The sequence below is a fragment of the Paenibacillus kobensis NBRC 15729 genome, assembly GCF_004000825.1.
GTDB classification, from domain to species: domain Bacteria; phylum Bacillota; class Bacilli; order Paenibacillales; family Paenibacillaceae; genus Paenibacillus_T; species Paenibacillus_T kobensis.
The window spans coordinates 20,896-31,844 of the sequence record NZ_BILZ01000063.1 but is presented as its reverse complement, the minus strand read 5'-3'; the positions used below and the strand labels follow the sequence as shown (position 1 = coordinate 31,844).

The following is a 10,949-nucleotide window of genomic DNA, read 5'->3' as shown; positions in this document are numbered from 1 at the left end:
TAGGATTGTTACATTGTAATGATCTTAGTGGATCAGACAATCCGAGGACAACAGCGATCGTAAGCATGAATCTGCCTCCGGAGCAGCGCGAACACAATACAAAAAGCGAAGCAAAGGCGGCGCCCAGAGAATGGGGCGCCGCCTTTTCAATAATAAAGTGTGACGGCGATGATCGGCGGAGGGGGCAGAATCATGCTGTAGAAGCGTCAGCGTTCGCCTTTGTCGTCGGATTGTTACATTGTAATGATTTTAGTGGATCAGACAATCCGAGGACAACAGCGATCGTAAGCATGAATCTGCCTCCGGAGCAGCGCGAACACCTGTCTTTCCCTTCGAAGTATCGCCAAGCGTGATCAGACGCCGCTCACACCAGACCGATCTGGGCCAGCCGCTGACGCATTGCGGCGCCGGCAATGGCCGGGTTGTAGCGGGTGTTGATCGTCTGCGCAGCAGCGGCGCCTAATCGGATACCGGTCTGTCTGTCGCACGCGAGCAGACGCATGTAATAGGCGGCTTGCGCCAGATCAGGCTCTGCCCACAGACTTCCTGCGCGGTAAGGGCCGAGCGTCTCGGCGATCGGCACCAGCCGGAATCCGACCGGGCAGCCGTTGCTGCTGTTTAAGAAGTCGGTACTGCCCGACCAGTTCGTAGCAATAGCAGGTTTGTTACGCACCATGGCTTCAGCGATGCCAAGGCCGAAGCCTTCTGCCCGATGTAGTGAAACGTATGCGTCGCATTCTCCGATGAGCCCGCCCGTCTCTTGTCTGGTCATGCCTGCCTCAATGAAATAGACGTTGCTGCATCCCGCCATCCGCTGCCTTAAGTGCGCGAGCGCGGCCCCGCCATGATTCGCATTGTTGGCCTTCAGCACGAGACCGACCGACGGATCGCTGCCTCCGAATGCGAGCAGGAATGCTTCCAGCGCTCCGAGCGGGTTCTTGCGCTCCATGAAGCTGTGTGTATCGAACATCATCATGAACAAATAACGGTCGGCCGGCAGTCCATAATAAGCCCGCCCAGGCCGGAAACGATCGTCCGGCGCGCAGCCGTACGGCATCGTAAGGACAGGAACCGGGCTTCTGGCGGCGACGGCGTCCCGCACGAATTGGGAAGGCGTCCATATTTCGTGAAAATAGTGCATGCTGGCCGTCCATTCTTCCGGTATGTCCATCAGCTCCCAATGCCAATAGCCGACCGTGAACTTACGCTCGACTGGGCGATGGCCGTACTTGCCCAGCACATGCGGAAGCATGTCGGGATTAAATTGCAGCACGGTACACTTATGGAACGGTTCATTGTGCTCGAGAGGGACGCAGGACTCGTCAGACGGGCGGTTCAGCGACAAAGCATCGCAAGAAATAATCGATGTCGGAACGCCAGCTGCCAGCAGCGACGAGGCTTGCAGACGGCAAGCTTCGCCGATGCCGGAATCGGAGCGGCTGAATCCGACCAGTTGTACGCCAGGCAGCCCCTCATAGACCGGCGACGGAGGAGGGACAGTAACGACGGTCGGCGCCGTAGATCCGCCGCCTCCGGCATTTCTCCGCCGGCCGCTTCGTCCTGCGGAGCGGCGCTTTAAGCGCGCCGGCTTGCGCCGCGCGCTTCTGTTCTGCGCCCCGCCACGGCGGGATTGGCGTCGGCTGGACCGGCTGCGCCGCGCGCTCATAGCGCCATCAGCCGTTGCTTCATCCGCGCCGCCGCATGATCCCATGTGAATCTCGCATGCATATCAGCCGCCGCGATTCGTCCTTTCTCTGCCGCTTCCTCCCGGTGCTCCGTCACGTGCAGCATCAGATGTCGCAAATGATCGGCGTCCGGTTCGGCCCAGTTGAACCCGGTATAGTAAACGCACCGGGCTTCGGCAGGTATGAGCTGCTTGACGCGCAGCGGGTAGGCGTTGGACTCGTTCATGAATTCAGTCTGGCCGCTCCAGTTGGTCGCGATGACCGGCAATCCGCACGCCATCGCTTCCATAATCGGCATGCCCCAGCCTTCTCCACGCGTTGGCAGAAGGAAGCAATCGGCCGACCGGTACAAGCTGCTCATCCATGAGGACGGAATTTTATCATTATGAAGAACGAGAATACGGTCCGCGGCAGAGCCAAGATTCAGCTTGCGTATTTCGGCCGGGACGTCGATGGATGGATCGTTGTTAATGATTTTGCAGACGAGCAGCACGTCATCCCGATGATGGAAAGCGGACGCGAACGTCTCCAGCAGCAGCTCTGGCGCTTTACGCTCTCCCCATTCGAACACGCTAAGAAAGGTGAACTTATCCGAGAACCGCTTGCCGCGTATGCCGGGGTGAAAATAATCAGGATCGAACCCTAGCGGCATGACATGGATCGGTACGTGAACGCCGCTGCTTCGGAACGAATGCGCATTGAACTGTGTCGGCACCCAAATTTCATTCATCTGATTGCTTTGCTGTACCCAATCTTGAGGCAGACCGCTCACTTCGAGCATCGTGTAGCCGATTTTGTAGCGGCCCGTATTTTTGTGGAAAACGTCGCCTTGTCCGTATACGATCTGAACGCCATCTTCTGCATATGGCCGCTTCTTGAACAGGTTGACGCGCATGTCGGGACCGGTCTCAGGCTCCTCGAACGGCATCGGCGTTCCGGGTCCATATACATACTTATACGATACTTTCATATGATGCCGGTCGAGTGCCATCATCAAGTTTTTGGACGATTCCGCATAGCCGAAGATCGGCAGATGAGCGACGGAATGCCAATTCACTCCACGCTCGTAACGGGCTTCCAGCGCACCTTGCCATTTGGTGCGAAACACTTCGCGGGAACGGTTGTACATATCCCAGAAATCGACGCCGTTAACACGAGTAGAAGTGTTGTGATAATGGTGCAGCGTCACCCGGCCGTCGCACACGACCCGATAGCCTGCCATGATCGCTTTCAAGCAGTAGTCCGTATCTTCGAAATAGGAGAAATAATCGGGATCGAGGAAACCGATTCGAATGAGCACTTCCCGCTTAATGTACGCGCAGGCGAAGACGACGCCTTGCACGTCCCGTATCGCGTTGTATTGGCGCACGTTGGCTTCTTCGCCGCCGATCTGCTGGCCGGTTAGATTGTCGGGCATAATATACGAGCCAGCATGGTGCAGCTGTCCTTCGGGACCATGCAGACGGCAGCCGACAATGCCGATATCGCGCGAACGGTATGCGGTATCCTGCATTTTCGACAACCAATCGGTTTGCTCCGTTAAAATATCGTTGTTCAGCAGAACGATATCGCTGTCCGGACGCGCAAATGGCAGTGCGGCATTATTGCCGGCTACGAATCCGATATTAACCGGATGGGAAATGAGCTTCACCCAGGGTATGGAGCGCAAGTATTCGACCGTACCGTCCGTGCTGCCGTTGTCGAAGACAAGCACGTCCGTCATGCCCGGCTGAAGCGTCGGTTGCAAATGCTCGATGCATTTGCGCGTATAGTCGAGTCCGTTCCACGTTAGCATGATAATCGTAACGGGCCGGACAAGCGGACTTTTGTCGGCAGCCGAACGCTCCGTGTCTGCTGTGCCGGGATCGAATGTGCCATAATGCGGATCCCGCTCATAACGTTCCCACACTGGGATGTGGGCAGCGGCGGCGGGCGCGACGGCTTTGCGCTGTCTTTTGCTTAGACGCATCGACCGTTTGCGGCGCCGTAAGAGAGCGCTGCGCCGGCGCGAAGCGGACGCTTTACGTTTGCCCGCGCGCCGGGCAGCAGTGCGCCGTCGAAGCGAGCGGGCCGCAGACTTGGTCGTGCGGCGCTTCGACCGCTTGCTCGGTTGTTTTGCCGTGGCAGTTGCCATTATCGTATCTTACCCCCTTAGAGGTCCGTCTGAATGGGCATTAGGCCAGCTCAGCGCGCCAGTAGTCGAGCAAATCGCGCATTGTCTTCTCGAACGGAATTTCGGGCTTCCAACCGGTATGGCTCGTGAACTTCGAAGCATCGCCGAGCAAAATTTCGACGTCGGAAGGCCGCATGCGCGCTGGATCCTGCTCGACCTTCACTTGGACGGTCGACATCGACAGCAGCAGATTGAGCATCTCCTCGATCGTCACGCAGCTGCCGGAAGCGATGTTATAGCATTCGCCCGGAGCTCCTTTCTCCAGCGCAAGCCAGTAGGCTCTGACGACATCTCTGACGTCCGTGAAATCACGTTTCGCCTGCAAGTTGCCGACATGGATAACGGGAGGACGAAGGCCCAGCTCGATCTCAGCGATCTGCTTGGCGAAGTTGGACGTTACGAAGTTCTCTCCCCGGCGCGGGCCGGTATGGTTGAACGTCCGGGTACGTACGACCGGAATGCCGTAGCTTCGATAATATTGGTAACCCAAATAATCCTGCGCTACTTTGCTGACCGCATAAGGGCTGAGCGGACGGATCGGATTGTTCTCGGTAATCGGTACCTCATCCGCATGCACTTCGCCGTATTCTTCGCTGGAGCAGGCGATTTGAACTTTCGTCGGCAGATTGAACCGGCGGATCGACTCGAACAGATGAATCTGGCCGACGACGTTGTTATGGATCGTATCGATCGGAGAATTCCACGAGGTCGGGACAAAGCTTTGCGCCGCAAGATGGAATACGTAATCCGGACGCTCTGTATCCATTAAGTGCTCGACGGAGAGCGGATCGCGAAGCTCGCACTCGATGAGGCGGATCTGTGAGCGAATCCCCTCAATATGGTTCATTCGGCTGCGCTGCCGGATCGTACCTACGACTTCAACGCCTTCCTTCAGCAGAAACTCTGCCATATGGCTGCCGACAAAGCCGCTAATGCCGGTAATTAAAGCTTTCAACGCATCATCACCTCGAGGTTTGATTAAGCCAATATTTTAGGCGGGGTTCTTCGGAACGGTGGCAGACGAGCAAGCCGTGCGGCGTCGAAACGACAATCAGATCGGATACGCCGATGAGCAGCGTCTCGATTTCGGTGTAGACCGTATTGCCTTCGCTGTTGAGCAGCCGGACCGGGCCTTGCATCACGTTACCGGAGCCGTCAGCAGTCCTATGGCGCCGGAATGCTGACCACGATCCGATGTCGTCCCATCCGCAATCGACAGGGATGCAGTAGATCGTTTCAGCCTTCTCCATCACGGCATAATCGATGGACAGCTTCGGCATAGCGGCGTAAGCCGCCGCCGTATTATCTGGATAATCTTCAAGCGGCTGCCACAGCTCTGGAGCTGAAGCCGCCATATGATAAGCGATCGTCGACGGCCTCCAAACGAAGATGCCGCTGTTCCACAAGACGTTCGGCTTCGAGATCAATTGCACCGCTGTCTCGGTATTGGGCTTCTCCAGAAACTTGGCAACGCGGTGCACGTGGAATGACGGCTCAATCGAAGGCGGATCTTGCGGATCGGCAGGTTCGAGCTCCATATAGCCGAATCCCGTATCAGGTCGGCCCGGCCGAATGCCAAGCGTGACGATCGTCCGAGACGTCTGAGCAGCATGCGCTGCATTCTCGATTGCGGCAAGAAAGCGGGTTTCATCCTGAATGAATTGATCGGCTGGCACGAACACGATTGGAGAATCGTCGTCTCTTGCAAGCATCGTATGAGCCGTAAGGGCTATCGCTGCGGCTGTATCTTTTTGCTCCGGCTCGATAATGGTTTGTTCGGGAAGTAGACCCGGAAGCTGACTCAATACAAGCGGCATGTAGACGCTTGGCGCTGCAATGAACAGCCGGTTCTCGGGCACAAGCTGCCGGAAGCGGGCAACCGTTTGCTGCAGCAGCGTTTCATCTGTAATAAAAGACAGAAATTGCTTCGGTACGCGGTCGACGCTTCGGGGCCAGAACCTGGTGCCTTTGCCGCCAGCCATAATGACAACATTCATTGAAATAGACAACCACCTCCAGTCGCGAGACGTACCGGCATGCGGAATCGTGCAGTTCTCACGCAAATGTTATGCCATTGTATTCAGGTGTGAAACGATCCCGTAACGGCATTTGTACGGGCAGGCGGAAGTCCCTGCGGGGCGTGCGTTTGCGCGGGTTAACCATGATTTACCTGTTTCGGTGCACTGTTGGGTGTGGTATTGTTTAACGCGAGCCGAAACTAACGTGCGGGGGAGATTTATGGAAATGTGCAGCATGCGCGCTGTACATTCATCCTCGGGGTGAATCGCTGGACATAACGTCAATGCGTAGGGTGACTCCTCATCCGAATCCGACAACTAACCTCGTAGGCGTAATTATAGGAGGATAATTAAATATGACTTTGTTCACCAAGCGCATGAACCAATGGGCACGAACGGCTGCAGCTACAATAGCGGGCATTTCGATCGCCTGGTCGGCGGCATCCGCCGACGCTGCATCGATTCACATCGCTTCGAAGTCGACGACTTTCTGGACGGTAGCCAAGTATTATGGATTGACCATCGATCAGATTGCCGCCGCGAATCCGAATGTGGATCCGAATAACATTGGAATTGGACAGCGGCTCGTCATTCCGACGAATACCGCGCAAGCGAAGACGATGGCCGCACCTGCATCTATGAAAGCGGAGTCGATCGACAGCGGCGAAATTATTGCGGGCGGCAAAGCGTACGATGTATTAAAAACCGTTCAAGCGACAGCAACGGCCTATACGTCGGCTGCTTCGGAGAACGGGCAGTGGGGCGCGGTCGATTTTTTCGGCAACCCGCTGAAGGTAGGAACGGTTGCGGTCGACCCGGACAAGATTAAGCTCGGAAGCAAGCTGTATATCGTTGGGTACGACTATGCAGGACTTCCAGACGGAGGCATGATTGCGACGGCAGCGGATGCAGGCAGCGCGATTCAAGGCAACCGCATCGATATCTTCGTCAACGGCACGACCGCGCAAGCGAAAAAATTCGGCATTCAGTACGTGAAGGTGTACGTGCTGCAATAACAGCCGATGCCACAATGCAAGAACAAACAGAGGGGATGACCATATGTCGACCGTTAAGGCCGGAATGTGGTTATCCCCTCTGTTTCATGTTGAGATATTTGGCTATCCGCGCTGCTGCTGCCCTGGTGCATAAAGTGAGCGACTGGTCAGCTTGGCGTAACAATAGGTGCGCTTCGGCACCTAAAGTGAGCGATTGGTCGGCTTGGCGCAACAATAGGTGCGTTACGGCACCTAAAGTGCGCACCTACCGCTCAGGAGAAGCTCCAAGCAGCTCCGGAACGGTGACGAGTTCATAGCCTTTGGACTGGAGCAGCCGAATGATCCGCGGGAGCGCCTCGACCGTGCCGGACAAATCTTGGGTTGGTCCGCCGCCAGCATGCTGAAGTATAATGGAGCCGGGCTGAATCGTCTTTCGGATGTTCAGGATGACGGTACGACTGCGAAGACTTCGCCAGTCGACCGAATCGACATCCCAGTTAACGACGATGTAACCGTTGCGCCTCGCCCACTGCAGTTGCTTCGGCCGCACTTCTCCGTACGGGGGACGAATGAAGCGGGGGCTGTATCCGATGAGCGGTGTCAGTACAGCATCCGTGCGGACGATTTGGCGGCGGAACTGCTCCTGCGACAGCTGCGAGAAGAGCGCATGGTTATACGAATGATTGCCGACGGTGTGCCCTTCGCGCTGCATCCGCTTGACGAGAGCCGGATGTCTTGCAGCCAGCGAGCCCAGTACGAAGAACGTCGCCTGCACATGGTAGCGTGCGAGCACGTCGAGCACTTTGCCCGTATATCGCGGGTCCGGCACATCGTCGAACGTTAAGGCTGCCTTTCGTTTGCCGCGGGGACCATGCGTGACGAATACGCCGGGATAATTCCTCTCAAGCGTTACCCAGCTTATTGCGGCTGACCGCCTAGGTGCAGCCGTTGTTTCGTTTGCATTTGCGGTTTCTTGTGCAGCCGTTGTTTCTTGTGCAGCGGCTGTTTCGTGTACAGCTGCAGCCGTATCGCTGTGATTTGCTGTGCTGGAGGACGGGAGAACTCGGTTCGACGGCACGGCGGCGGCTTCAGATGAAACGAATGATGTCGGAATAGTTATGTTCAGCAACAGAGTGACAAACAGCAGACGCGTTAATGCGTGTAACTTCATGAGCGTTCTCCCTTCGGATCGAAAGAGGACCGAACAACGTACGATGCTCCTTCATTTTTTCCTTTTTCGGATAAAATATGTATCGCTTGTGCAACGATCTCAATAGTTCCGCGTATGACGTAAATGTTGATTGCGAGAGGAGGAGATCCGCATGATCAATCATGAGGACGGGTTGCGGGGCAGCAAGAAGCTGACCTATGCGGAATGGGACGAACGGCTCGAGGCTGTAGTCCGCACGGATTCTGTCTGGGACGTTTCTTCGGAGCTCATGTTCGTCTGCAAGCTGGTGAACGGCACACTGCTTGGCCGAAGGCTGTGGGAGCATTCGTCGAACGAATCGGCTGCGGAAGGCTCTGCGATCTACCTGAAGCCTTGGCATCCGGCAGCTTGCGGCGGATTTGGCTTAGGGATAGAAGAGGCTTGTTACAGCCGGTACGATACGGGAAGCGGACTGGAGCTGCAGTACTGGCATTTGCGCAGCGGCAAGTTTCAATTGTGCGGTTCAGAGCCGGACATTGGACCGTTAGAAACAGCAGCCGTTCTGCTGGACCATTACCGTACCATCAACGGCATACCGTGCGAAGTGCTTGGTGCCGTTCTGGACATGGAGCGCAGCAAAGTGCTGCTGTTCATCCGAGAGGAAGGGAGGGAATAGACGAATGGAACGAACGGAACAACACTCGATTGCACGGCCGGACCGGGCGGAAGTCGAGGCGTGGTATGCGAAGGAAATGGCGGCGTCCGGCATGCCGTCCGAACAAGCGGCGGCAGTGCCGTACTCGCATAAATGGCTTGCCTATGTGCTTGTTTTTGCGTTGCCTGTATCACTTGCCGGCTGCGGAAGCAACTCGGCATCGGCTTATGATGAATGCGTCTATGAGCAGCAGAAGTACGGCTATGATATGGATTGCGACGATGATTCCGGCACAGGCGCCCATTCGGCATCGGCTTGGTATTACAGCAAGGGATACCGTTCCAAATCTTCAGCGGTCGACAAACAATCGTCATACTACAAATCGCGCAGCGGCATTGGCAAAAGCAGCGGCTTCTTCAGCGGAGGAGGATAGCAGGCTATGGCAAACGAGACGATAAAGCCGACGGGCAGAATGGCGACTCCGATCGATGCTGCCTGCGGTCCTATTTTTGCCGGGGAACGGGAGCGGATCGTGCCCTACCATCACATGCACGGCAGTCCTTATTGCTTGCCGGCATTCGTTCCCTATACGCCGGACGAAGTCGAGACTCTCCGGCAGGCATCGGAGACGGTGGACCGGATCTACAGGAACGTGCTCCGATTCGTGCAGCGTTCCTTGCCGGATGCTTTCCTCGTGCATCGTCTCGGCATTCCGCCGGCAGTTGCAGCGGCTGCCCGATTAGAGGTGCCTTATCATGTGTTGTCCCGCCAAGATTGGCTGCTGGGACCAGAGGGGCCGGTATGGATCGAGAATAATACTGATACGCCGACCGGCGTGCCCGAAACGGCCTATTTGACCGGATCGCTTATATCGGATTACGGGGCCGGGTATAGCAATCCCTCTGAGGGGATGGATAAGTGTCTGCAGCAGGCGCTTATCGACCTAGTCAACCATTATCGTTCGATGGGCATGGACGGCAAATTGATATTCAGCTCGCTCGATTGGCAAGAGCATGCTGAAGATGCAGCGAATACGGCTTATGTGATGGAACAAGCAAGGCTAGCAGGACTGGAAGCTGAATTTGCGCCCTTCGGGGAGCTTGAAGTCATCGCAGACGACGGTTTGTATTGGCGAGGGGAACGCGTCGGCATCTGGTACCGGTTGTATCCGCTCGAATTTCTTGCAGACGACCGCGACGATGAAGGGTACCCGATCGGCGAAGAGGTGCTTCGTCTTGCCGCGTCCGGAAAGCTTGGGCTCATCAACCCCGCGCAAAGCGCTATAACGCAAAGCAAAGGCTTTATGGCACTCCTCTGGTCGCTCGCCATGGAGAGCGGATCTCCTGACGGTATATATCCGCTTGCGCCTGACGAGGCAGCTTTCATCCGCCGCTATATGCCGGATACTTATTGGACGCCGGATCCGTTCATCCAGAGCGGGACAGCTTACGCCGCTAAGAGCATGTGGGGAAGAGAAGGGAAAGGGACGGCGTTGTTCGGGCCGGACGGCAAGCCGCTTCATGCTGATTCCGAGGAAAGAGTGCCGGACAGCAATAAGATGTCTAAGGACACAACGGATGAGGAAGAGGACTCCAAGCATTATTACGAGTCACAGCCGAAAATTTATCAGCGTTACGTTCCGATGGAACACGTCTTGGTCCCGTTGCCGGATGGGGACATGGAAGGCTGGCTGTTGACCGGTGTGTACGCGGTAGGAGGACGTTATGGAGGTTTGCTGCCTCGGATCGGCGGCCGCATTACCGGCGATCTCGCCTGCTTCGTGCCGGCAGCAACCATCGAACAACCAGCGATAGGGAGAGTGAATGGGGATGACGTTCGTGTTTGATGTTGTGAACGTGCTTATTGGACTTGTTATTATTTTGCTCATTATGCTGACGGGCGGATCGTTGTTCAGCAGACTTACTAAATTCGACGATATGAAGGAGATTAGAGGCGGCAACGAAGCGGCAGGCATCTATATGGGCAGCAAGCTGCTTGGCCTGTCGATCATCGTCGCGCTCGTATCGCTCGGTTCGCACGATTGGTGGGCGATGATCGGCTGGTCGGTCGTCGGCATCGTCGTGCTTAGTCTCGTGTATGTGTTGTTTGACCTTGTCACGCCTAAACTCGATGTATGCAAAGAAATTGAGGCAGGCAACAAAGCGGTCGCCCAATTGCTCCGTTCGGTCATTGTCGGTGTATCGCTTGTTATCGGCACCATTCTGATGTAATGGGTTTGAATAGGAAGAAGGGCATGGGATGGCCGCAGCCAT

The 10,949-nt window shown here is 56.0% G+C and carries 11 protein-coding genes and 1 riboswitch; of the genes, 6 read left to right on the top strand and 5 right to left on the bottom strand.

The genetic code is table 11. The features are described 5' to 3' along the window. Positions 1 to 353, top strand: a 353-nt coding sequence (locus PKO01S_RS29165) for a hypothetical protein (RefSeq protein WP_218031503.1), incomplete at its 5' end; no start/stop codon positions are given. An 11-nt stretch (positions 354 to 364) separates the two neighbouring features. On the opposite strand, the gene PKO01S_RS24685 is transcribed toward PKO01S_RS29165, so the two are convergent. The 4 genes from PKO01S_RS24685 to PKO01S_RS24670 are packed head-to-tail and all read right to left on the bottom strand — an operon-like array spanning position 365 to position 5,855. Next, the gene (locus PKO01S_RS24685) at positions 365 to 1,711 is read right to left on the bottom strand and encodes a glycosyltransferase family protein (RefSeq protein ID WP_127534109.1); all 1,347 of its coding nucleotides are present in this window, start codon (positions 1,709 to 1,711) and stop codon (positions 365 to 367) included. Beyond that, the gene (locus tag PKO01S_RS24680) at positions 1,663 to 3,819 is read right to left on the bottom strand and encodes a glycosyltransferase (RefSeq protein WP_127534108.1); all 2,157 of its coding nucleotides are present in this window, start codon (positions 3,817 to 3,819) and stop codon (positions 1,663 to 1,665) included. Before PKO01S_RS24680 ends, PKO01S_RS24685 begins: the two co-directional genes overlap by 49 nt. A gap of 40 nt (positions 3,820 to 3,859) precedes the next feature. Next, positions 3,860 to 4,813 carry a GDP-mannose 4,6-dehydratase gene (locus tag PKO01S_RS24675; RefSeq protein ID WP_127534107.1) on the bottom strand — a complete coding sequence of 318 codons (954 nt, stop codon included), beginning with the start codon at positions 4,811 to 4,813 and terminating at the stop codon, positions 3,860 to 3,862. A gap of 7 nt (positions 4,814 to 4,820) precedes the next feature. Next, on the bottom strand, positions 4,821 to 5,855 hold the full coding sequence (locus tag PKO01S_RS24670; RefSeq protein WP_127534106.1) for a mannose-1-phosphate guanylyltransferase: 1,035 nt from the start codon (positions 5,853 to 5,855) through the stop codon (positions 4,821 to 4,823). A gap of 203 nt (positions 5,856 to 6,058) precedes the next feature. Then, positions 6,059 to 6,226: riboswitch (cyclic di-AMP (ydaO/yuaA leader) on the top strand. A 6-nt stretch (positions 6,227 to 6,232) separates the two neighbouring features. Between PKO01S_RS24670 and PKO01S_RS24665 the strand changes: the two genes are divergently transcribed. Further along, positions 6,233 to 6,892 carry a 3D domain-containing protein gene (locus tag PKO01S_RS24665; protein WP_246070726.1) on the top strand — a complete coding sequence of 220 codons (660 nt, stop codon included), beginning with the start codon at positions 6,233 to 6,235 and terminating at the stop codon, positions 6,890 to 6,892. Between the two features lie 244 nt (positions 6,893 to 7,136). Here PKO01S_RS24665 and PKO01S_RS24660 read toward each other — a convergent pair whose 3' ends face one another. Continuing rightward, the gene (locus tag PKO01S_RS24660) at positions 7,137 to 8,042 is read right to left on the bottom strand and encodes a polysaccharide deacetylase family protein (protein WP_246070725.1); all 906 of its coding nucleotides are present in this window, start codon (positions 8,040 to 8,042) and stop codon (positions 7,137 to 7,139) included. A 151-nt stretch (positions 8,043 to 8,193) separates the two neighbouring features. On the opposite strand from PKO01S_RS24660, the gene PKO01S_RS24655 reads away from it, so the two are divergent. Genes PKO01S_RS24655 through PKO01S_RS24640 form a run of 4 tightly spaced genes read left to right on the top strand, consistent with a single transcriptional unit; the run spans position 8,194 to position 10,907 of the window. Next, on the top strand, positions 8,194 to 8,697 hold the full coding sequence (locus tag PKO01S_RS24655) for a hypothetical protein (RefSeq protein WP_127534105.1): 504 nt from the start codon (positions 8,194 to 8,196) through the stop codon (positions 8,695 to 8,697). Between the two features lie 4 nt (positions 8,698 to 8,701). Further along, a complete protein-coding gene (locus PKO01S_RS24650; RefSeq protein WP_127534104.1) occupies positions 8,702 to 9,109 on the top strand; it encodes a hypothetical protein in 408 nt (135 codons plus the stop codon). A 6-nt stretch (positions 9,110 to 9,115) separates the two neighbouring features. Beyond that, the gene (locus PKO01S_RS24645) at positions 9,116 to 10,522 is read left to right on the top strand and encodes a glutathionylspermidine synthase family protein (RefSeq protein WP_127534103.1); all 1,407 of its coding nucleotides are present in this window, start codon (positions 9,116 to 9,118) and stop codon (positions 10,520 to 10,522) included. Continuing rightward, positions 10,506 to 10,907: a DUF350 domain-containing protein gene (locus PKO01S_RS24640; RefSeq protein WP_246070724.1), complete on the top strand. Its 402-nt coding sequence runs from the start codon at positions 10,506 to 10,508 to the stop codon at positions 10,905 to 10,907. The genes PKO01S_RS24645 and PKO01S_RS24640 overlap by 17 nt, the downstream gene beginning before the upstream one ends. Positions 10,908 to 10,949 lie beyond the last annotated feature (42 nt).

Coding starts and splice junctions, on each gene's coding strand:
- PKO01S_RS24660 (WP_246070725.1), bottom strand. CDS start 8,042: ATGAAGTTACACGCATTAACGCGTCTGCTGTTTGTCACTCTGTTGCTG.
- PKO01S_RS24645 (WP_127534103.1), top strand. CDS start 9,116: ATGGCAAACGAGACGATAAAGCCGACGGGCAGAATGGCGACTCCGATC.
- PKO01S_RS24670 (WP_127534106.1), bottom strand. CDS start 5,855: ATGAATGTTGTCATTATGGCTGGCGGCAAAGGCACCAGGTTCTGGCCC.
- PKO01S_RS24640 (WP_246070724.1), top strand. CDS start 10,506: ATGACGTTCGTGTTTGATGTTGTGAACGTGCTTATTGGACTTGTTATT.
- PKO01S_RS24650 (WP_127534104.1), top strand. CDS start 8,702: ATGGAACGAACGGAACAACACTCGATTGCACGGCCGGACCGGGCGGAA.
- PKO01S_RS24655 (WP_127534105.1), top strand. CDS start 8,194: ATGATCAATCATGAGGACGGGTTGCGGGGCAGCAAGAAGCTGACCTAT.
- PKO01S_RS24665 (WP_246070726.1), top strand. CDS start 6,233: ATGACTTTGTTCACCAAGCGCATGAACCAATGGGCACGAACGGCTGCA.
- PKO01S_RS24680 (WP_127534108.1), bottom strand. CDS start 3,819: ATGGCAACTGCCACGGCAAAACAACCGAGCAAGCGGTCGAAGCGCCGC.
- PKO01S_RS24685 (WP_127534109.1), bottom strand. CDS start 1,711: ATGGGATCATGCGGCGGCGCGGATGAAGCAACGGCTGATGGCGCTATG.